Origin of the sequence: Streptomyces sp. NRRL F-5630 (assembly GCF_000719475.1) — a bacterium.
Lineage (GTDB): Bacteria > Actinomycetota > Actinomycetes > Streptomycetales > Streptomycetaceae > Streptomyces.
In genome coordinates, this window is the sequence record NZ_JOGO01000052.1 from 1 (window position 1) to 22,211 (window position 22,211).

Genomic DNA, 22,211 nt, shown 5'->3' on the forward strand with positions numbered 1-22,211 from the left:
CACGGCCCTCCCGCTCGGCCATAGGATTGCCCCCGTAGTCCATGAACCGAGACCCCAGAAGGATCGCCGCATGCCTGGCATTACGCGCGAGGAGGTAGCTCACCTCGCACGGCTGGCGCGCCTGGAGCTGTCCGCGGAGGAGCTGGAGCACTTCGCAGGACAGCTGGACGACATTCTCGGCGCGGTGGCCCGCGTCTCCGAGATCGCCGACCAGGACGTACCGCCGACCTCTCACCCGTTGCCGCTGACCAACGTCATGCGCGCGGACGAGGTCCGACCCTCGCTCACCCCCCAGCAGGCGCTCTCCGGGGCCCCCGCGCAGGAGCAGCAGCGATTCAAGGTTCCCCAGATCCTCGGGGAGGACTGACGCGATGACCGACATCATCAGGCTCACCGCCGCCGAGACTGCCGAGAAGATCGCCTCCGGCGAACTCACCGCCGTCGAGGTCACCGAGGCCCACCTCGCCCGGATCGAGGCCGTGGACGAGAAGGTCCACGCCTTCCTCCACGTCGACCGCGAAGGCGCGCTCGCGCAGGCCCGCGCCGTCGACGAGAAGCGGGCCCGCGGCGAGAAGCTCGGTCCGCTCGCCGGCGTCCCGCTCGCGCTCAAGGACATCTTCACGACCGAGGGCGTGCCCACCACGGTCGGCTCGAAGATCCTCGAAGGCTGGATCCCGCCGTACGACGCGACCGTCACCCGGCGCCTCAAGGACGCCGACGTCGTCATCCTCGGCAAGACCAACATGGACGAGTTCGCGATGGGCTCCTCCACCGAGAACAGCGCCTACGGTCCCACCGGCAATCCCTGGGACCTCACCCGCATCCCGGGTGGCTCCGGTGGTGGCTCCAGCGCCGCGCTCGCCTCCTTCGAGGCGCCGCTCGCGATCGGTACCGACACCGGGGGCTCGATCCGCCAGCCGGCCGCCGTCACCGGCACCGTCGGCGTCAAGCCGACCTACGGCGGTGTCTCCCGCTACGGCATGGTCGCGTTCTCCAGTTCCCTCGACCAGGGCGGCCCCTGTGCCCGTACGGTCCTGGACGCGGCGCTCCTCCACGAGGTGATCGCCGGCCACGACCCGCTCGATTCCACGTCCATCGACGCCCCCGTCCCGCCCGTCGTCGAGGCGGCGCGCAACGGCAGCGTCGCGGGCATGCGCGTCGGCGTCGTCAAGCAGTTCCGCGGCGAGGGCTACCAGGCCGGTGTCGTGCAGCGCTTCGACGAGTCCGTCGAGCTGCTCAGGGAGCTGGGCGCCGAGATCGTCGAGCTGGACTGCCCGTCCTTCGACCTCGCGCTCTCCGCCTACTACCTCATCGCGCCCTCCGAGTGCTCCTCGAACCTCGCTCGCTTCGACGCCATGCGGTACGGGCTGCGCGTGGGCGACGACGGCACCCGTTCGGCCGAGGACGTCACCGCGATCACGCGGGGTGAGGGCTTCGGGCCCGAGGTCAAGCGCCGCGTCATCCTCGGTACGTACGCGCTCAGCTCGGGCTACTACGACGCGTACTACGGCTCCGCGCAGAAGGTCCGCACGCTCATCACCCAGGACTTCGAGCGCGCCTTCGAGCAGGTCGACGTCATCGTCTCGCCCACCACGCCCACCACCGCCTTCCCGATCGGTGAGCGCAGCGACGACCCGATGGCGATGTACCTCGCCGACCTGTGCACCATTCCGGCGAACCTCGCGGGCAACGCCGCGATGTCCCTGCCCTGCGGTCTCGCGCCGGAGGACGGGCTCCCGGTCGGGCTCCAGATCGTCGCCCCGGCGATGAAGGACGAGCGTCTCTACAAGGTCGGAGCCGCCGTCGAGGCCGCTTTCATGGAACGCTGGGGACACCCGCTGCTTGAGGAGGCACCGTCGCTGTGAGCAACGCACTGAGCAAGGCCAAGGGTTTCAAGAAGTCGAAGACCGGCACCTACGTGTCGATCGGCACCACCGCCTTCGGCGCGATCAACGTCGTCAAGCAGGTCAAGCGCGCCCGTAGCGAGGGCGACAAGCTGCGCCTGGTCGACGCGGTCGTGACCGGCGTCGGCATCATCACCGGGCTCGCCATCCTCTACCGGGAGCTGAAGCGCCTCGGTGACGACGACGTCCTGCTGGGCTGAGAGGGAAAGTTTCACCGTGACCGTCACCGCTGACCTGGTGCCGTACGAGGACGCCCTCGCGTCCTACGACCCCGTCATGGGCCTTGAGGTCCATGTCGAGCTCGGCACCAGGACCAAGATGTTCTGCGGGTGCTCCGCCGCTCAGGGCGCCGAGCCCAACGCGCAGACCTGCCCCACCTGCCTCGGCCTGCCCGGCGCACTCCCGGTGGTCAACGCCGTCGGCGTCGAGTCCGCGATCCGTATCGGCCTCGCGCTCAACTGCTCGATCGCCGAGTGGTGCCGCTTCGCCCGGAAGAACTACTTCTATCCGGACATGCCGAAGAACTTCCAGACCTCCCAGTACGACGAGCCCATCGCTTTCGACGGTTACCTCGACGTACAGCTGGAGGACGGCAGCGTCTTCCGCGTGGAGATCGAGCGCGCCCACATGGAGGAGGACACCGGCAAGTCCCTCCACATCGGTGGGGCCACCGGACGCATCCACGGCGCCTCGCACTCGCTGCTCGACTACAACCGCGCCGGCATCCCCCTCATCGAGATCGTCACCAAGCCGATCGAGGGAGCGGGGGAGCGCGCCCCCGAGGTCGCCCGTGCCTACGTCGCCGAGCTTCGCGAGGTCATCCGTTCCCTGGGTGTCTCCGAGGCCCGGATGGACAAGGGGCAGATGCGCTGCGACGTGAACCTGTCGCTGCGCCCCAACGGGACCACCCCGCTCGGCACCCGCAGCGAGACGAAGAACGTCAACTCGCTGCGCTCCGTCGAGCGCGCAGCTCGCTACGAGATCCAGCGGCACGCCGCCGTGCTCTCCTCCGGGGGCGCGATCGTGCAGGAGACCCGCCACTTCCATGAGGAGGACGGCTCCACGACCTCCGGGCGGATCAAGGACAACGCGGAGGACTACCGGTACTTCCCGGAGCCCGACCTCGTGCCCGTGGCCCCGCCGAAGGAGTGGGTCGAGCAACTGCGCGGTGAGCTGCCCGAGCTGCCGCTCGCCCGCCGCAACCGGCTCCGCGAGGAGTGGGGTGTCGGCGCGCACGAGATGCAGTCGATGCTCAACGCCGGCGCCCTCGACCCGATCGTCGCGACGATCGATGCCGGGGCCCCCGCTGACCAGGCCCGTAAGTGGTGGATGGGTGAGCTGGCCCGTCACGCGAACGAGTCCGGCCGTGCGCTCGAAGAGCTGCCCATCACCCCCGCACAGGTCGCTCGCGTCACCGCGCTCGTGGCCGCGGGCGATCTCAACGACAAGCTCGCCCGTCAGGTCATCGACGGCGTGCTGGCCGGAGAGGGCGATCCTGACACGGTCGTCGAGAAGCGCGGTCTCAAGGTCGTCTCCGACGAGGGCGCTCTCGGCACCGCCGTGGACGAGGCCATCGCGGGCAACGCGGCCATCGCCGACAAGATCCGCGCCGGCAAGGTCGCTGCCGCCGGGGCGCTCGTCGGCGCCGTCATGAAGGCGACCCGTGGCCAGGCCGACGCGGCTCGGGTCAAGCAGCTCATCCTGGAGAAGCTGGGTGTGAGCGAGTAGCCACTCGGCCTCTTCGAGGGCCGACGAGGGGCGGTTTCCCACTGCGAGGTGCGGAGCCGCCCCTTTTGGCGTATAGGTGTGCTCTCGGTGTGGTGAGCGGTAAGCGGGAATGCTCGGCGGGTTCGCCTACGGGTACGCCCTGATTGCGGCGGGTTCGGTGTGCGGGTGTTCACTGTGGCGGGTTCGGCGTACGGATGTGCACTGAGCTGCACTGTGCGCACAGGTGGTACACCCCGATCATTCGGTGTACGGACGTACACCGAACGGCGTTCGGGTGCGCGACTGCGCGCCCGACGGGTGTGGAGCGCCGCCCTCCTGAGAAAGTCCCGTAGGGCGGGAATAAGACACTGTGAGGCCGCACACGAAACGGTCAAACGATCAGGTTTTGCTGCCACAGTTTCCGAAACCGACCGCTCCAGGCCGGTTGCAGGGCCTGCCGCCTCGGGCGTTCGCCGTCGCGTTCGCGCCATGTGGCTCCCTCCGCACGTCCACGAAGCCCCCGGGAGCCGTCCGTGGCAGCACTCGCCCGCTGGTGCGTCAAGCACCGTCTTCTCACCGTCGTCCTGTGGCTCGTGGTCCTCGCGGGCACCGCGATGGGCGGGCTGCTCGCCGGTTCCGCGTACTCGAACGACTACGACGCCCCGGGCACCGAGTCCGGTCGCGCGACGCGGCTCCTGGAGCAAAACTTCCCCGGGCTCGCGGGCGACAGCGACACCGTCGTGTGGCACACCGACGAGGGCTCGGTCCGTGCCGCCGCCGTCGAGCAGACGATGGGCCGCACCCTCGACGACCTCGCCGACCTGCCCGGCGTCGCCGCCGTCGCGGGCCCCTACCAAGGCGCCGGCGAGGGCGGCGGCATCAGCGCCGACGGCCACACCGCGTACGCCACCGTCACCTTCGACAAGTCCGCCGACGACCTCCCCGCCGGACAGGCGCGAGCCGTCGTCGACACCGCGCGGGACGCGGCGGGCCCCGACCTCCAGGTCGAACTGGGCGGCAGCGCCGTGGCCAGCACCGAATCCTCCGGGCTGCACCTGAGCGAGGCGATCGGTGTCGGCGTCGCCGCCGTCGTCCTCTTCCTCGCCTTCGGCTCGCTCCTCGCGAGCCTCCTGCCGATCGCCACCGCGCTCGTCGCCGTCGGCACCGCCTACAGCGCCATCACGCTGCTCGGCCACGCCATGACCGTCGCCGACTTCGCGCCCATGCTGGGGATGCTCGTCGGCCTCGGTGTCGGCATCGACTACGCGCTCTTCATCGTCACGCGCCACCGCAGGGCCCTGCGGCGCGGCGCGGACCCCGACGAGGCCGTCGTCGACGCGACGGCGACGACCGGGCGCGCCGTCGTCTTCGCCGGGGCCACCGTGTGCATCGCCCTGCTCGGCATGCTCGTCCTGCGGCTCTCCTTCCTCAACGGCGTCGCCATCGCCGCCGCGCTCACCGTGCTGCTCACCGTCGCGGCCTCCGTCACGCTGCTGCCCGCGCTCCTCTCGTACACCGGCCCCCGCGCCCTCAGCCGCCGTGAACGGCACAGGCTCGCCGAGCGCGGGCCCGAGCCGGAGACGCCGAGCGGCTTCGCGGCGCGCTGGTCCGCGTTCGTCGAACGGCATCCGCGGCTGCTCGGCGCGAGCGCCGTCGCCGTCGTCGCACTGCTCGCCCTGCCCACCTTCTCGCTGCACCTCGGCACCTCCGACCAGGGGAACAACCCCGCGACGTCCACGACGCGCAAGGCGTACGACCTCCTCGCGGGCGACGGCGGCGAGGGCTCCGGCTTCGGGCCCGGCGCCAACGGGCCGCTCACGCTCGTCACCCACGTCGACGGCGCGCAGGACCGGCTCGCGCTCGACCGGCTCCACGCCGAGCTCTCCGACGTGCGGGGGGTCGCCTCCGTCAGCCCCGTCACGTACGACCAGCGCGGCGACGCCGCGTACCTCACCGTCGTGCCCGCGTCCTCGCCGCAGTCGAAGCAGACCAGCGCGCTCGTCGAGCGGCTGCGCGACGACGTCCTGCCGCGCGCGGAGAGCGGCACCTCGCTCGACGTCGCGGTCGGCGGTGTCACGGCCGGGTACGACGACTTCGCCCGGCTCATCGTCGGGAAGATGCCCCTGTTCATCGGCATCGTCGTCGCCCTCGGCTCGGTCCTGCTGCTGCTCGCCTTCCGCTCGCTCGCGATCCCGCTCAAGGCCGCCGTCATGAACATCGCCGCCGTCGGCGGGGCCTTCGGCGTGGTCGTCGCGATGTTCCAGTGGGGCTGGGGCAGCGAACTGCTCGGGCTCGGCGCCTCCGGGCCCATCGAGCCCTTCCTCCCGGTGATCATGGTCTCGGTGCTCTTCGGGCTTTCGATGGACTACCAGGTCTTCCTCGTCAGCCGCATGTACGAGGAGTGGCGCGAAACCGGCGACAACCGTCGCGCGGTGCGCGTCGGCCTCGCCGAGACCAGCCGCGTCATCAACTCGGCGGCCGTCATCATGATCTCGGTCTTCCTCGCCTTCGTGCTCTCGGGCGACCGCGTCATCTCGATGTTCGGCATCGCGCTCGCCGTCGCCGTAGCCCTCGACGCCTTCGTCCTGCGCACCCTGCTCGTGCCCGCGCTCATGCACATGCTCGGCGGCGCGAACTGGTGGCTGCCGAGGTGGCTCGACCGGTGGCTGCCCCGGCTCACGATCGAAAAGCCCGTGTCGGACGACGACGCCGCCTCTAGAGTCGTCCCCCGTCCGTGTCCTGCGGACGGGAGCGGGCGCGAGGACGCGTCCGTCCACGAGGACGACCGGGTACGGACCGGCTGACCGGCCCCCCCACCCTGGAGGCACCTTGTTCGCCATTCCGCTCGGAGACGACGACGCCCAACTGCGCCCCCTGGAGACCTGGCACGCCGCGGAGTTCCTCGCCCACGTCGGGCGCGGTCGCGCTCTCATCAGCACGTACATAGGTTTCGTCGACACCGTCGTCTCGGAGGACACCGCGCGCGACCTGCTGCACAGGTACGCGATCAAGCGCGCCGCCGACGAGGGTTACCTGTACGGGATCTGGACCGGCTGCGGGCAACCAGGAGGCGGCACGCTCGTCGGCGGCGTCCTCTTCCGCGTCTTCGACGCCAAGACCGGCGTCTGCGAGATCGGCTGCTGGCTCGAACCCGCCGGGACGGGGCGCGGTCTGGTGACGCGCGCCTGCCGGGTCCTCGCCGACTGGGCCTTCCACGAGCGCGGCATGCACCGCATCGAGTGGTGGGCCGCCGCCGCGAACACCGCGAGCACCGCCGTCGCCCGCCGCCTCGGGATGACGCGCGAGGCGGTCCTCAGGGAGAGCAATCCGAGGGGCGGGGTGCGCCACGACATGGAGGGATGGGCCGTGCTCGCCCACGAGTGGGACGCGCAGAAGGACGGCGAGCCACGCGCGTAAGCCCCCGGCGCCGGACGTAGGGCCCCGCACAACCGCATCGTGCTGAGGTTCCGCACGCCCCGCTCCCGCACCCGCCGGGACACCCGGCCTCGCCGCGCGGGAGGCGCCGGTGCCGCGCGGCGTCGCCACGCTCGGCGTGACGGGCGGGCGGCGTCCGTGGCGCACCGGCTGCTGCTCGCCCTGGCCGCGAGGAGGTGGGGGGCACCGCACCTCTCGCGGTCTCTCGCTTTCACTCGAACGGGCTTACGCTGGCAGGACGGGCACCCTGCCCGGGGCGGGAGGCCCACCGTGTTCAGCGCGTTCGACATGCTCTTCAACCCCGGCCGCAAGCACACCGAGGACGAACACAGCCGCCTGGAACTCACCCGTGAGGACGTCGGCGACGGCGACCCCGGGCACGGTCCCATCGACCTGCGCTCCGGCAAGGTCACCGTCCGGGTCACGGCGACCGGCCTCGTCCCGCCCACCACGGAGAACACTCCCGAGGAGACCCCCGAGCCCACGGACCCCGAGCCGCGCGCGGTGACGGACCCGGGTGCCTGGCGGATCTGAGGGCCGGACCGTGGCGCGCTCGGGTGCGCGGCGACCGGACGGGGTCACGTCACGCGCAGTTCGAGGATCTTGTCGTCCCCCTTGGACGGGGTGCCGCGCGAGTCGGTCTCGTTGGTGAGGAGCCAGAGCTTGTCGCCGCCCGCCGCGACGACGGCGCGGAGCCGCCCGTACTCGCCCTTCAGGAACGCCTGCGGCTTCGCGGCGGCCTCGGTCCCCTTGAGCGGCACGCGCCACAGGCGTTCGCCGCGGAGCGAGGCGAGCCACACCGAGCCCTCGGCCCAGGCGACGCCGCTCGGCGAGGCGTCGGCCGTCTTCCACTGCTCCAGCGGGTCGGTGAACCCGGACTTGGCCGCCTTGCCCTCCGCGTCGGGCCAGCCGTAGTTCCGGCCCGGCCGGATGAGGTTCAGCTCGTCCCACGTGTCCTGGCCGAACTCCGAGGCCCACATGTGCTTGCCGGGGTCCCAGGCGAAGCCCTGCACGTTGCGGTGGCCCCAGGACCACACGGGCGAGTCGGGGTCGGGGTTGCCGCGCGCGGGGGTGCCGTCCGGGTTGACGCGCAGGATCTTGCCGGCGAGCGACTTCCGGTCCTGCGCGAGGCCCCTGTCGCCGGTCTCGCCCGTGCCGATGTAGAGCATCCCGTCGGGGCCGAAGGCGATCCGGCCGCCGTTGTGCGTCACGCCCTTCGGGATGCCGCGCAGGACCGTGCTCGGCGCGCCGAGCCGCTGCCCGGCGGGCTTCTTCGCGTCGTAGAGCATCCGCGCGACGCGGTTGTCCGACGCGGTCGTGAAGTACGCGTAGACCAGGTGGTCCGTCGCGAAGCCGGGCGACACCGCGAGGCCGAGCAGGCCGCCCTCGCCCTCGTGGACGACGCCCGGCACCGTCCCCGCCAGGGTCTTCTTGCCGGACGTGGTGTCGACGTCGAGGATCTGGCCGTTGTCGCGCGAGGAGACGAGCAGGCCGTCCTCGGGCAGCGGCGCGAGCGCCCACGGCGCCTTGAGCCCCTCGGCGACGGTACGGACCACCTTCACCGAGCCCTTCGCGGGCGCCGCCGACGCGCTCGCCGATGCCGTGCCCCGGGGCGCGCCGCTCGCCCCGGACCCGCTGCTCTCCGCCCCGGAAGGGGACGCGCTACGGATCGGGTCCCACGAGCCGTCGGAGCCCGAGGAGCAGCCCCCGAGCAACAGGGCCCCGGCGGTGGCCAGCGCGGCGCAGGTAAACGGAATGCCTCGCACGAAACGGTCCTCTCGGTCGGGCTCGCCCGGTCACGTCCACACGACGCGTTCCCGCGTCGGCTCCCAGCATGACGGCGCGGAGCGGCTTACGGGGCCTCGCGCGGCACTCACGTCGCGCGTCGCACGCGACGTGGGGCGGGACGTGGCGTGGGGCTAACGCGGCGTGGGGCGGCCCCGGGTACGTGATGTCGCGCGGTACGCGGCGCGTCCGCGTACGCGACGTGCTTGGGCACGCGACGCGCCTGCGTACGCGACGTCTCCCGCACGCGACGGGATGGCCCCCGCGCGACGTACACCCGTACGCGACGTGCCGCCGCCCCGCGACGTGCCGCCGCCCCGCGTCGTCCCGCACCCTGCGCACCCGCACCCCCCTGCCGCCCCCTCACCCGCCGCCCCGTCACCCCCACGCGTCCCAGCTCTCCCGCGCCCGTGGGAGTGCCGCTATCTCGCACAGGTCGTTCTCGTCGAGGCGCAGCGCCGATGCCGCGGCGTTCTCGGCGGCGAAGGAAGCGCGCTTCGTGCCCGGGAGCGCGACGACGCGCGGGTCGGTCGCGAGGACCCACGCGAGGGCAATCTGGGCGACCGTCGCGCCGTGGCGCGCGGCGACGCGGCGCAGGCCCGCGACGACCGGCTGGTTGGCGGCCATCATCTCCGCCGTGAAGCGCGGGTGCCTGGCCCGTACGTCGTCCGGCTCGAAGCCCTGGCCCGGCGTGAGCGTCCCGGTGAGGTAGCCGCTGCCCAGCGGTCGTGCCGCGAGGAAGCCGACTCCGCGCGCCACGCACCAGGGCAGCAGCACCCGCAGGGACTCGGGCGACCACACCGACAGCTCCGCCTGGACGGCGCTCACGGGGAAGACCTGCTGGATCCGCTCCAGGACCCTCACCGTCGGCGCGTACGGGGCCTCGCGGGGCGCCGCGAGCACGCCGCGCGCCGTCCGCACCGTCACGCCGCCCTCGCGCGACGTACCCCCGCGCGGCGCGGCACCCCCGCGCGCGGCGTCGCCCCTTACCGTCGCGTCGCGCACCGCCCGCGCGTCGTGCGCGCACAGCCCGAGCGCGCGGACCTTTCCCGCCGCGACGAGTTCGGCCATCGCGCCCCACGTCTCCTCGACCGGCACCTCGGGATCGGCCCGGTGCAGCTGGTAGAGGTCGATGACGTCGGTGTGCAGACGGCGCAGCGAGGCGTCGCAGGCGCGTCGTACGTACTCGGGACGGCCGTTGGCGACGAGGTGCCCGTCGCCCACGAGCAGCCCGCACTTCGTCGCGAGCAGCGCCTCCTCGCGCCGCGCGCCGAGCGCCCGCGCCAGCAGCAGTTCATTGGTGAAGGGTCCGTACATATCGGCCGTGTCGAAGAGCGTCACGCCGTGGTCGAGAGCGGTCCGCACCGTCCGCTCCGACTCGGTGCCCGAGCGCTGCGTACGCGTGTAGGCCCAGCTCATCGGCATGCAGCCGAGACCCACAGCCCCCGCGCGCAGCGCCCCGGAGCCCACCGCCCTGCGCTCCACCTGGTCTTTCCTCCCCGCCGCACGTACGCGCACCAAATTATCCGCAGTGCCCCGCGCGCCCCGCCCCGGCCTCCCCGGGGCTCCCCCGCGGTCGTTAGCCTCCTGACCATGACAGGCGATGTGTGGCTTCCCTATCCGGCCGACCAGATCCCGGGCCTGCCCGGCGAGAAGGAATCAGGACTGACGTACCGCCGCTGGGACGGTGAGGAGACGTTCCCGGCCGACCCCGCCGACTGCGTGTTCTACGTCGTGCCCTACCTGAGCGCCACCGACGTCGCGTTGCGCCCGCTCCCCGCCATGGAGAACCTCCGCGTCGTGCAGACGCTCTCGGCGGGCACCGACAACGTCGCGCCGACCGTCGCCGCGCTGCCCGAGGGCGTCATGCTGTGCAACGCGCGCGGTGTCCACGAGGCGAGCACGGCCGAACTCGCCCTCACGCTCACCCTCGCCTCGCTGCGCGGCATCCCGCGCTTCGTCGCGGGACAGCGCGCGGAGGAGTGGCGGTCCGGCTTCTACCCGGCGCTCGCCGACCGGACGGTGCTCATCGTCGGGTACGGGTCGATCGGCGCCGCGATCGAGGACCGGCTCACACCCTTCGAGTGCGCGCGGGTCCTGCGCGTCGCGCGCTCCGCGCGTGCCACGGAGCGCGGTGAGGTGCATCCGTTCACCGCGCTGCCCACGCTGTTGCCCGAGGCCGACGTCGTGATCCTCTCCACGCCGCTGACCGAGCAGACCCGCGGTCTCGTCGACGCGGAGTTCCTCGCCCGGCTCAAGGACGGGGCGCTGCTCGTCAACGTGGCGCGCGGCCCCGTCGTCGATACCGAGGCGCTCCTCGCCGAGGCCGGTACGGGGCGCGTGAGCGCGGCGCTCGACGTCACGGACCCCGAACCGCTCCCGGCCGGACACCCCTTGTGGCACGCGCCCGGCGTCCTCGTCAGCCCCCACGTGGGCGGCTCCACGTCCGCCTTCGAGCCCCGCGCGAAGCGGCTCCTGGCCCGTCAGCTCACCCGTTTCGCCGCGGGCGGACAGCCGGACAACATCGTCCTGACGGCGCGCGGCTAGGGTCCGGCCGCGCCTCGGCCCGCCGCGAGGAAGCGGCGCGGCGACCCCCCGCGCCCCTGCCGCCTCTCCCGCCCGCGTCGTCCCCGTGCGGGCGTGCTTGTTCCGTTCCGGACCCCCGTGGATGGTTTTCGCCCCACCCCGGGCCGGGAACGGAACCAGCGGACCGGCTACCGGCACGTACCGCGCACGGCTCGCCCCGCACCGTAGGCAATACGTCGGGGCAGTCACGGAGAGTAGAGAGACTATGTCGCTCTGTGACTGTTCTGGTGTATCGTCGCCGCAGGGGTGCCGTCGCGGACGGTGACGGTGCCAGGCACGAGCCGCCGGGCGGCCGGGCCGAGGACGCCGGAGACAGGGACACCGAGGGGGCGACGGGGCATGCGGGGCCTTGAGACACGGCAGCCGAGCACGTACGGGGCACGGCCCATACAGCGCGGCGGACGCGAACCGCTGCCCGGACGCACCACTTCCTGCCGCCCCACCGGACGGGTGCTCATCCCGCCCACGGGAGAGGTCCGGTGAACGCGCCCCAGGCCGTGCGCGACGCGAGCCCCGAAGAAGGCGCGAGCCCCGGGAAGCGCGGGACCCGCCGTCCCGCCCCCGGCCTCGTCGGCCAGATCCTGCTCGTCCTCCTCAGCGCCGGCTACGCGGTCGGCGCGGTCCTCGGCTGGGGCTCGCCCCGGATCGCCGCCTTCATGGGCGACTTCGGGCTCAGCCTCGCCGGGCTCGTCGCCTGTGCCTCCTGCGTGCTCTACGCGCTGCGTGGCCGCACCCGCTTCCGGCCCGCCTGGCTCCTCTTCGCCTTCTCCTCGGTCATGGCCGCGGGGGGCAACGCGGTCTGGGGCTGGTACGAGGTCGTCCTCCAGCAGAGCGTCCCGGTCCCGGGGCTCGCCGACCTCTTCTTCCTGCTCTTCGCCCCACCCGCCATCGTCGGCCTCCTCGTGCTCGCCAAACGACCCGTCACCCGCGCGGGCTGGGCCTGCCTCGCGCTCGACTCCTGGCTCATCGGCGGCTCGCTCCTCACGCTCTCCTGGAGCCTCGCGCTCGCCCACACGACGCAGTTCCGCGGCGAGAGCGTGCCCCGCGCGGCCCTCTCGCTCGCCTACCCGCTCCTCGACATCGCGCTCGTCTCGATGGTGCTCGCCCTGCACTTCAAGCGCTCGGCCGCGGGCAGGTTCGCGATCAACACGGCCGTCGGGGCCTTCGCCCTCACCGTGCTGTGCGACGCGCTCTTCACCTCGCCGCTGCTGCGGGACACGTACCGCTCGGGCCAGCTTCTCGACGCCGGCTGGTTCGCCGGCTCGCTGCTCCTGGCGTACGCGCCCTGGGTCCGCTCCACGCGGCGCGCCCCGGCCGCCGAGGAACCCGTCAGGACCCCGCCCGCGACGCGTGCGCGCACCACCACCTTCGCCGCGCTCACCCCCTACCTCGCCGCCGCCGTCTGCACCCTCGGCCTCCTCTACAGCGCCGTCAACGCGCCGAGCGTCGACCGCGTCGTGCTCATCACCGCCTGCACCGTCGTGCTCGCCCTCGTCCTGCGCCAGGGCATCATGCTCGTCGACAACATCGCCCTCACGCAGGAACTGGCCCACAAGGAAGAGCACTTCAGGTCGCTCGTCCAGGGCTCCAGCGACGTCATCATGATCGTCGCGCCCAGCGGCGTGCTGCGGTACGTGAGCCCGGCGGCGAGCGGCGTCTACGGGCGCGAGGCGGAGTCCATGCTCGGCTGCGAACTCGCCTCGTTCATCCACCCTCAGGACCTCGGCCAGGTCGTCCACGAGATCCGCCGGTTCCTCGCCTCCGACCCGGGCTCGGAGCCCGCGACACGCATCGAGTGCCGCTTCAAGTCCGGCTGCGGCGACTGGCTCAACGTCGAGTCCACCGTCAACCGGCTGCACGGCGGCCTCATCCTCAACAGCCGCGACGTCACCGAACGCGTCCGCCTCCAGGCCCAGCTCCAGCACAACGCCGAGCACGACCCGCTCACCGACCTGCCCAACCGTGCCCTCTTCACGCGCCGCGTGCGCCGCGCGCTCAAGGGCCGCCGCACCGGCGACACCGGGGTCGCCGTGCTCTTCATCGACCTCGACGGCTTCAAGGGCGTCAACGACTCCATCGGCCACCAGGCGGGCGACGAACTCCTCGTCCAGGCCGCCCGCAGGCTCCACGAGTCGGTGCGCTCGGGGGACACCGCCGCCCGGCTCGGCGGCGACGAGTTCGCCGCCCTCATCGTCGGCGACGGCAGCCGCGACGTCGCGGCCCGCGAGCGGCAGATCAAGGAGCTCGCCGAACGGCTCCGCGTCGCCCTCTCGCTCCCGTACACCATCGAGGGCCAGGAAGTGCGCATCGCCGCGTCGATCGGCGTCGCCTTCGCCGAGAACGGCCTCGGCGCGGGCGAGTTGCTGCGCAACGCCGACCTCGCGATGTACCGCGCGAAGGGGCTCGGCAAGGACCGCGTCGAGTTGTACGCCCCCCAGCTCCAGACCGAGGCCGCGCGGCGCACCGTCCTCGCCGGGCGGCTGCGCACCGCCCTCGAAGAGGGCGAGTTCGCGCTCCTGCACCAGCCCGTCGTATGCCTCCACACCGGCGCCGTCGATGTCGTCACCGCCGAGGCCCGCTGGCGCTCCGCGCAGGGCATCCTCTTCACGCCGGAGGAGTTCCTGCGCGGTCCCGGCGACGGCGAACGCGGCGGAGCACTCGGCCGCTGGCTGCTCGGCGAGGCCGTCGCGCAGGCCGCCGAGCGTCGCGACGAGGGCCACACGACGCCCGTCTCGGTACGGCTCGGCGCCCGGGCCCTGCTCGACCGGGCCACCCCGCTCAGCTCCGTCGAAGCGCTGCTCACGCGGTACGCGCTGCCCTCCGGCGCCCTTCAGATCGCCCTGCGCCTCGACGACCCGCGCGTCCCGCTCGAAGCCCTCGAACGGCGTCTCAACGTGCTGCGCAGGCTCGGCGTACGGGTCGGGCTCGACGGCTTCGGCGCGGGGCACGCCACGATCGAGGCGCTGCGCCGCCTCCCCGTCGACGCGCTCACCCTCGACCGCGGTCTCGTCGGCGGCGTCGTCGACTCGGCGCGGCACTACAAGATCACCGCCGGGGTGCTGCGGATCGCCACCGACCTCGGCCTCTACACCGTCGCCGAGGGCGTCGACCGCGCCGAACAGGTCACCGTCCTCCAGGCCCTCGGCTGTACCCACGCGCAGGGACTCGCCTTCTCCGGGCCGCTCGACGAGCACCGTCTGCGGCGAGCGCTCGCGCACGGCACCTACCCCGTCCCGGGCCGGCGTCCCGAGCCGGTACGGGCCGCCGCTGCCGGCCGCCCCTCGCTCAATGTCCTCGCGCGTTCCGCGCGGCACACGAGCTCCGCCCACCACACGGCCACCCTGCCCCTCGTCCCCACCGCCGTCCCCGTCCAGGTCCGCCCGGGGCACACGACCCGGACACCGCCCGCCGGCACCCCCGTGACCGTTCGCCCGGGCGCTCAGCACTCCGCGCCCCCGCTGCCCGTACGCGTCACCGAGGCGGCACCGCGGCTCACCGGCATGCCCTGGAGCGACCCCACGGGACGCGCGCCCCTGCCGGACGCGGGGGTGCGGGACCCCTTGGCGGGGGCGACGGGCACGGCTACCGCGAGCGACGAGGCGCCGGGCCTGCTCGTGGCCGACGGCGGAGCCACGGCGGCCGAGGCGGCCGTGGCGGAGGTCGTGGCGGGACGGGGGCCCCAGGACTCCGGCGGGGTCTACGCCGGGGCCGCGGCGCTGGCGCCGGGGGAGCCGTGGGGGACACCCGGCGGGCAGAGAAGCGGCTCTCCGGGCCAGATTCTCCCGGTAACGGCCCCGGAGCTGTCCACGGCGCCGCCCGGGGTGGGCGCGGACACCTCCTCGTCCCCGGCCACCCTTTCCTTGGCGCCTCCCGCTTCCTTGTCCCCAGCCGCCGCCCCCGTGGCTTCCGCGCCCACGGTCTCCCTGTCCCCGGGCGCCTCCCCGGCCGCCGGGACCGTCCCCCTCCAGCCGTCCGGTCCCGGAGAGGGCGAGGCCGCGCCGTCCCCTCCCGCGTGCGCGCTCACGGCCTCGGGGCTCGGCGTCGTGCAGCCCGTACGCACGTGGCCCGCCGTCGGCGCCCGGCCGCCCGTGGCACCGGTTGTCCTCGTACCGGGCGTGCTGCCCCCCGGCCTCCCGGAGGCCGTGGCGGCGCTCGGGAGCGGGCTCGCCGCGTTCCTGGGCAAGCGGCCCGGAGAGCGGCCCGGCGGGCCCCGTACCGCCGCCGAGGGAGCGGGCGCCGGACAGCCGGACGCCGCCGCGCCCCCGCAGTAACCGGCCACGGGGCCGCGACCGCCCGCGCGGTGGCACCCCGGGCTCCGCCTCCCGTCGTCAACCCGGGGCCCGTCCCCCGTCGCCAACCGGCCCCGCCCCCCGTCGCCAACCGGGGGCTCCGTCGTCAACCCGTCGCCCGCCCGGTCCCCCCGCGGTCAGCGACCCGTCACCCACCCCGCCCGGCCCCCCGCGTCAGCGACCCGTCACTCGCGCCCCCGTCGTCAACCCGTCGCCCGCTCCCTCGCCCCACCGTCCGCATCCTGGTACGTGGCCTTCACCACTCCGGTCTCCTCGCCCCGCCGAACCCCTCCCGGCCCCGGTCGGGGGCCCTTCCGGGCGGGCTCGCCGGGTGCGTGCCACACCCCCTCTGATGACCACATCGTGAGATCCACATCCCATCGGCTTGACAGTTGACAGCCGCTGGGAGGAGGGTCACTGCCATGCGCACCCGAATTCTCGTACTTGGACAGCGCGTCGGCTGAAGCCGGAGAACGAACTCCGGCACCCGCACCGACGCGCTCCCCTCGCTTGCCACCCGGCACGAGGGGTTTTTTGTTGCACAGGTGCCCGCCGGACCGGCCCCCACCGCCGCGCGAACCACCACGAAGCACACCCGCCCACCCGTACCGAGAACGCAAGCCTGAGAAGAGAATGCCGATGACCGAGCAGGCCACCGGGGCCCCGCATCCGCAACCGCGGCCCCGTTCCGGCGGACAGCAGTCCGGACACGTCGAGCGCGTGACGGGTGCGCAGTCCCTCATCCGCTCCCTCGAAGAGGTCGGGGCCGACACGGTCTTCGGCATCCCGGGCGGCACGATCCTCCCCGCCTACGACCCGATGATGGACTCGACCCGTGTGCGGCACATCCTGGTGCGCCACGAGCAGGGCGCGGGCCACGCGGCGACCGGTTACGCGCAGGCCACCGGCAAGGTCGGCGTGTGCATGGCGACCTCGGGGCCCGGCGCGACCAACCTCGTCACGCCGATCGCGGACGCCAACATGGACTCGGTGCCGCTCGTCGCCATCACCGGGCAGGTCGCCTCGGCGGCCATCGGTACGGACGCCTTCCAGGAGGCGGACATCGTCGGCATCACGATGCCGGTCACGAAGCACAGCTTCCTCATCACCAAGGCCGAGGACATCCCGCACGCCATCGCCGAGGCGTTCCACATCGCCTCGACCGGCCGCCCGGGCCCCGTCCTCGTCGACATCGCCAAGGACGCGCTCCAGGCCGACACCACGTTCAGCTGGCCGCCCACCCAGGACCTGCCCGGCTACCGCCCCGTGACGAAGCCGCACGCCAAGCAGATCCGCGAGGCCGCCCGGCTCATCAGCGCCGCCAAGCGCCCCGTGCTCTACGTCGGCGGCGGGGTCCTGAAGGCGGGCGCGACCGCCGAGCTGAAGGTCCTCGCCGAGCTGACCGGAGCCCCCGTCACGACGACCCTGATGGCCCTCGGCGCCTTCCCCGACAGCCACCCGCAGCACGTCGGCATGCCCGGGATGCACGGCAGCGTCACCGCTGTCACCGCGCTCCAGAAGGCCGACCTCATCGTCGCGCTCGGCGCCCGCTTCGACGACCGCGTCACCGGCAAGCTCGACAGCTTCGCCCCGCTCGCGAAGATCGTCCACGCCGACATCGACCCCGCCGAGATCGGCAAGAACCGCACCGCCGACGTCCCGATCGTCGGCGACGCGCGAGAGGTCATCGCCGACCTCGTGCAGGCCGTCCAGAGCGAGCACACCGCGGGCAACAAGGGCGACCTGAGCATGTGGTGGGCCGACCTGGACCGCTGGCGCGCGACGTACCCGCTCGGTTACGAGCAGCCCACCGACGGCACCCTGTCGCCCCAGCAGGTCATCGAGCGCATCGGCAGCCTCGCCCCCGACGACACGATCTTCACGGCGGGCGTCGGCCAGCACCAGATGTGGGCCGCGCACTTCATCGAGCACGAGAAGCCCGCGACCTGGCTCAACTCCGGCGGCGCCGGGACGATGGGTTACGCGGTCCCCGCCGCGATGGGCGCGAAGGCCGGTCAGCCCGGTCGCACCGTGTGGGCGATCGACGGCGACGGCTGCTTCCAGATGACCAATCAGGAACTGACCACCTGCGCCCTCAACAACATCCCGATCAAGGTCGCCGTCATCAACAACGGCGCCCTCGGCATGGTGCGGCAGTGGCAGACCCTCTTCTACAACCAGCGCTACTCGAACACGGTCCTGTCCGGCGACCCGACCGGCACCGACGCCGCCGTGCCCGGCCAGCGCGACGCCGCGCCCCGGCCCGCGGGCACGCGCGTCCCCGACTTCGTCAAGCTCGCCGAGGCCATGGGCTGCGTCGCCCTGCGCTGCGAGGACCCGAGCGAGCTGGACGCGGTGATCGCGAAGGCGAACGCGATCAACGACCGCCCCGTCGTCGTCGACTTCATCGTCCACCAGGACGCGATGGTGTGGCCGATGGTCGCCGCCGGAACGTCCAACGACGACATCATGGCCGCCCTCGGGGTCCGCCCCGACTTCGGCGACGCCGCCGACGACTGAGACGGAAGAGCAGAAACGCACATGAACATGTCCAAGCACACGCTCTCCGTCCTGGTGGAGAACAAGCCGGGCGTCCTCGCCCGCATCACCTCCCTCTTCTCCCGCCGCGGGTTCAACATCGACTCGCTCGCGGTGGGCACCACCGAGCACCCCGACATCTCCCGCATCACCATCGTGGTCAACGTCGAGGAACTCCCCCTGGAACAGGTCACCAAGCAGCTCAACAAGCTGGTCAACGTCCTCAAGATCGTGGAGCTGGAACCCGGTTCCGCGATCCACCGGGAGCTGGTCCTGGTGAAGGTCAGGGCCGACAACGAGACCCGTTCGCAGATCGTCGAGATCGTCCAGCTCTTCCGCGCGAAGACCGTGGACGTCTCGCCGGACGCCGTCACCATCGAGGCGACCGGCTCCAGCGACAAGCTGGAGGCCATGCTCAAGATGCTCGAACACTTCGGCATCAAGGAACTCGTCCAGTCCGGCACCATCGCCGTCGGGCGCGGCGGACGGTCCATCACCGACCGCTCGCTGCGCGCCCTGGACCGCAGCGCCTGAGACGGCGGAGCGCGCGACGGCCGGCCCCACCCCGCAGCCCCCGCCGCCGCACCCCGCCCCTCGGACGTACCGCCCCCTCGCGCGCGACCCGCGCGGGCGGCCCGCCCAGGACGCACCCCGCGCGTGACCCGCGCACAGGTCTCCTTCGCACCACCCCGTCTCGCCCCGCGCGCCGGTCCCCGCCGGCGTTCGTATTCCGAGACCCGAGCACACACCAGACGGACCCCGCCGTACGGTGGGACGCACCATCCGCATACAAGGAGATAAACCAGTGGCCGAGCTGTTCTACGACGACGACGCAGACCTGTCCATCATCCAGGGCCGCAAGGTCGCGGTCCTCGGATACGGCAGCCAGGGGCACGCGCACGCGCTCTCGCTGCGCGACTCGGGCGTCGACGTGCGGGTCGGTCTGCACGAGGGCTCCAAGTCCCGTGCCAAGGCCGAGGAGCAGGGCCTCACCGTCCTGACCCCCGCCGAGGCGAGCGCCTGGGCCGACGTGATCATGATCCTCGTGCCGGACCCGATCCAGGGCAAGATCTACGAGGAGTCCGTCAAGGACAACCTGAGCGACGGCGACGCCCTCTTCTTCGGCCACGGCTTCAACATCCGCTTCGGCTTCGTCAAGCCGCCGGCCGGAGTGGACGTCTGCATGGTCGCCCCCAAGGGCCCCGGGCACCTCGTGCGCCGCCAGTACGAGGAGGGTCGCGGCGTCCCGTGTATCGCGGCCGTCGAGCAGGACGCGTCCGGCAAGGCCTTCGACCTCGCGCTCTCGTACGCGAAGGCGATCGGCGGCACCCGCGCCGGCGTCATCAAGACGACCTTCACCGAGGAGACCGAGACCGACCTCTTCGGCGAGCAGGCCGTGCTGTGCGGTGGCACCGCGGCGCTCGTCAAGGCGGGCTTCGAGACCCTCGTCGAGGCGGGCTACCAGCCGGAGATCGCCTACTTCGAGTGCATGCACGAGCTGAAGCTCATCGTCGACCTCATGTACGAGGGCGGCCTGGAGAAGATGCGCTGGTCCATCTCCGAGACCGCCGAGTGGGGCGACTACGTCTCCGGCCCGCGCATCATCACGGACCAGACCAAGGCCGAGATGAAGAAGATCCTCGGCGAGATCCAGGACGGCAGCTTCGCCAACACCTGGATGAAGGAGTACGAGGCGGGCCTGCCGAAGTACAACGAGTACAAGAAGGCCGACGAGTCGCACCTCCTGGAGACCACCGGCAAGGAGCTGCGCAAGCTCATGAGCTGGGTCGACGAAGAGGTCTGAGCCCCCTGCCCCGCCGCAGGGCGGGCGTGACGACGCGGGGGCCGGGCGACCGGCCCCCGCGTCGCGGGGTGAAGACGGAAAGAAAACAGGGGGAGCACGGGGGCGCGCGGGAGGAGCGCGGCCCGGCGCGAGGCATCCGGAGCGGACATGCGTGCTATGGACACGTAGTCCGGTCCCGAACGGGTGAACCCTCCGTACGGGCGGATTGAGCCCCCCGGTGCACCACTACACTGCACTTCCATACGCGTCAGGCCCACAGTGTCGTGCGTCTTCCACGCGGCCAGAACCCCCTCCACCGCATGCGGCCGTCGGGACGGCCGTCCGCATAGGACTTGTGAGGACACACGTGAGCGCGCAAGACAAGCCTGTCGTACTGATCGCCGAGGAACTCAGCCCCGCCACGGTCGACGCCCTCGGCCCCGACTTCGAGATCCGTCACTGCGACGGCGCCGACCGGTCCCAGCTCCTGCCGGCCCTCGCCGAGGTCGACGCGGTGCTGATCCGCTCGGCGACGAAGATCGACGCCGAGGCCGTGGCGGCGGCGCCGAAACTCAAGGTCGTCGCCCGCGCGGGCGTCGGCCTCGACAACGTCGACGTCTCGGCCGCCACCAAGGCCGGCGTCATGGTCGTCAACGCCCCCACCTCGAACATCGTGACCGCGGCCGAACTGGCCTGCGGGCTCCTCATCGCCACGGCGCGCAACATCCCGCAGGCGAGCCAGGCGCTCAAGGGCGGCGAGTGGAAGCGCTCGAAGTACACGGGCGTCGAGCTGGCCGAGAAGACCCTCGGCGTCGTCGGCCTCGGCCGCATCGGTGTCCTCGTCGCGCAGCGCATGTCCGCCTTCGGCATGAAGGTCGTCGCGTACGACCCCTACGTGCAGCCCGCGCGCGCCGCGCAGATGGGCGTCAAGCTCCTCACCCTCGACGAGCTGCTCGAAGTCGCGGACTTCATCACCGTGCACCTCCCCAAGACCCCCGAGACGCTCGGTCTCATCGGCGAGGAGGCGCTGCACAAGGTCAAGCCCTCGGTCCGCATCGTCAACGCCGCGCGCGGCGGCATCGTCGACGAGGAGGCGCTCGCCTCCGCGCTCAAGGAAGGCCGTGTCGCGGGCGCCGGGCTCGACGTGTACACCAAGGAGCCGTGCACCGACTCGCCGCTCTTCCAGTTCGACCAGGTCGTGTGCACCCCGCACCTCGGCGCCTCGACCGACGAGGCCCAGGAGAAGGCCGGCATCGCCGTCGCGAAGTCCGTGCGCCTCGCGCTCGCGGGTGAACTCGTCCCCGACGCGGTCAACGTGCAGGGCGGCGTCATCGCCGAGGACGTCAAGCCGGGCCTGCCGCTCGCCGAGCGCCTCGGCCGCATCTTCACCGCGCTCGCGGGCGAGGTCGCCGTCCGCCTCGACGTCGAGGTCTACGGCGAGATCACGCAGCACGACGTCAAGGTGCTCGAACTCTCGGCGCTCAAGGGCGTCTTCGAGGACGTGGTGGCGGAGACCGTGTCGTACGTCAACGCGCCGCTCTTCGCGCAGGAGCGCGGCGTCGAGGTCCGTCTGACCACGAGTTCGGAGTCCCCCGACCACCGCAACCTCGTGACGGTGCGCGGCACCCTCGGCGACGGCGGCGAGGTCGCGGTCTCGGGCACCCTGGCCGGTCCCAAGCACCTCCAGAAGATCGTCGCGATCGGCGAGCACACCGTCGACCTCGCCCTCGCCGACCACATGGTCGTGCTGCGCTACGCCGACCGTCCCGGCGTCGTCGGCACGGTGGGCCGCGTCCTCGGCGAGTCCGGCATCAACATCGCGGGGATGCAGGTCTCGCGCGCCGAGGAGGGCGGCGAGGCACTCGCCGTCCTCACGGTCGACGACTCGGTCCCCGCGGACGTCCTCGCGGAGGTCGCCCAGGAGACCGGCGCGACATCGGCGCGGGCGGTCAACCTGACCTGACCCGGCCGGGAGGCGCCGCCCCACGGCGATGCGCCTCCCGCGCGGAGCGCCTCCCTCATGGCGCGCCTCCCGCACGGAGCGCCAAGGGCCCGCTTCCTCCCGCCCGACGGCGGCGGGGGAGCGGGCCCTTCGACGTGCGCGGGAACTCGCGCGGGGTCCGAAGGCGGGTACGGGGGAGGCGAACTCTCGCGGGCCGCGAGGGCGCGGACCACGCGTCTTCC

Annotated in this window: 14 protein-coding genes and 1 pseudogene; 13 read left to right on the forward strand and 2 right to left on the reverse strand. The window is 72.6% G+C overall.

Annotated elements, in window-relative coordinates; translation table 11 throughout:
• The first annotated feature begins 70 nt into the window (after positions 1–70).
• The 7 genes from gatC to IF99_RS0122030 all read left to right on the forward strand — a co-directional run bounded on the left by gatC (position 71) and on the right by IF99_RS0122030 (position 7,580).
• Positions 71–367, forward strand: coding sequence for an Asp-tRNA(Asn)/Glu-tRNA(Gln) amidotransferase subunit GatC (gatC, locus tag IF99_RS0122000; protein WP_007821802.1), 297 nt, complete (start codon positions 71–73; stop codon positions 365–367).
• A gap of 4 nt (positions 368–371) precedes the next feature.
• Positions 372–1,865 carry an Asp-tRNA(Asn)/Glu-tRNA(Gln) amidotransferase subunit GatA gene (gene gatA / locus IF99_RS0122005; protein WP_030998449.1) on the forward strand — a complete coding sequence of 498 codons (1,494 nt, stop codon included), beginning with the start codon at positions 372–374 and terminating at the stop codon, positions 1,863–1,865.
• Entirely contained in the window at positions 1,862–2,104 is a 243-nt protein-coding gene (locus IF99_RS0122010) for a hypothetical protein (RefSeq protein ID WP_030998451.1), read from the forward strand. Before gatA ends, IF99_RS0122010 begins: the two co-directional genes overlap by 4 nt.
• A gap of 16 nt (positions 2,105–2,120) precedes the next feature.
• Positions 2,121–3,632 carry an Asp-tRNA(Asn)/Glu-tRNA(Gln) amidotransferase subunit GatB gene (gene gatB / locus IF99_RS0122015; RefSeq protein ID WP_030998453.1) on the forward strand — a complete coding sequence of 504 codons (1,512 nt, stop codon included), beginning with the start codon at positions 2,121–2,123 and terminating at the stop codon, positions 3,630–3,632.
• 512 nt (positions 3,633–4,144) lie between these two features.
• On the forward strand, positions 4,145–6,415 hold the full coding sequence (locus IF99_RS0122020) for an MMPL family transporter (protein ID WP_030998455.1): 2,271 nt from the start codon (positions 4,145–4,147) through the stop codon (positions 6,413–6,415).
• A gap of 25 nt (positions 6,416–6,440) precedes the next feature.
• Positions 6,441–7,028 carry a GNAT family N-acetyltransferase gene (locus IF99_RS0122025; RefSeq protein WP_030998457.1) on the forward strand — a complete coding sequence of 196 codons (588 nt, stop codon included), beginning with the start codon at positions 6,441–6,443 and terminating at the stop codon, positions 7,026–7,028.
• 288 nt (positions 7,029–7,316) lie between these two features.
• On the forward strand, positions 7,317–7,580 hold the full coding sequence (locus IF99_RS0122030; protein WP_030998459.1) for a DUF6191 domain-containing protein: 264 nt from the start codon (positions 7,317–7,319) through the stop codon (positions 7,578–7,580).
• Between the two features lie 44 nt (positions 7,581–7,624).
• Here IF99_RS0122030 and IF99_RS0122035 read toward each other — a convergent pair whose 3' ends face one another.
• Positions 7,625–8,812, reverse strand: coding sequence for a PQQ-dependent sugar dehydrogenase (locus IF99_RS0122035; protein WP_030998461.1), 1,188 nt, complete (start codon positions 8,810–8,812; stop codon positions 7,625–7,627).
• A 397-nt stretch (positions 8,813–9,209) separates the two neighbouring features.
• The gene (locus tag IF99_RS0122040) at positions 9,210–10,316 is read right to left on the reverse strand and encodes an aldo/keto reductase (RefSeq protein WP_030998463.1); all 1,107 of its coding nucleotides are present in this window, start codon (positions 10,314–10,316) and stop codon (positions 9,210–9,212) included.
• A gap of 108 nt (positions 10,317–10,424) precedes the next feature.
• Between IF99_RS0122040 and IF99_RS0122045 the strand changes: the two genes are divergently transcribed.
• The 6 genes and pseudogenes from IF99_RS0122045 to serA all read left to right on the forward strand — a co-directional run bounded on the left by IF99_RS0122045 (position 10,425) and on the right by serA (position 21,990).
• Entirely contained in the window at positions 10,425–11,378 is a 954-nt protein-coding gene (locus IF99_RS0122045; protein WP_420705696.1) for a 2-hydroxyacid dehydrogenase, read from the forward strand.
• 518 nt (positions 11,379–11,896) lie between these two features.
• Positions 11,897–14,698: pseudogene (locus tag IF99_RS0122050) on the forward strand (putative bifunctional diguanylate cyclase/phosphodiesterase); the annotation flags it as partial.
• Positions 14,699–16,345: 1,647 nt separating this feature from the next.
• Positions 16,346–18,226 carry an acetolactate synthase large subunit gene (locus IF99_RS0122055; RefSeq protein WP_030998469.1) on the forward strand — a complete coding sequence of 627 codons (1,881 nt, stop codon included), beginning with the start codon at positions 16,346–16,348 and terminating at the stop codon, positions 18,224–18,226.
• Positions 18,227–18,253: 27 nt separating this feature from the next.
• Positions 18,254–18,778, forward strand: coding sequence for an acetolactate synthase small subunit (gene ilvN / locus IF99_RS0122060; protein WP_009068835.1), 525 nt, complete (start codon positions 18,254–18,256; stop codon positions 18,776–18,778).
• A gap of 271 nt (positions 18,779–19,049) precedes the next feature.
• Positions 19,050–20,048: a ketol-acid reductoisomerase gene (gene ilvC, locus IF99_RS0122065; RefSeq protein ID WP_030998471.1), complete on the forward strand. Its 999-nt coding sequence runs from the start codon at positions 19,050–19,052 to the stop codon at positions 20,046–20,048.
• Positions 20,049–20,394: 346 nt separating this feature from the next.
• Positions 20,395–21,990, forward strand: coding sequence for a phosphoglycerate dehydrogenase (gene serA / locus IF99_RS0122070; protein ID WP_030998473.1), 1,596 nt, complete (start codon positions 20,395–20,397; stop codon positions 21,988–21,990).
• Positions 21,991–22,211 lie beyond the last annotated feature (221 nt).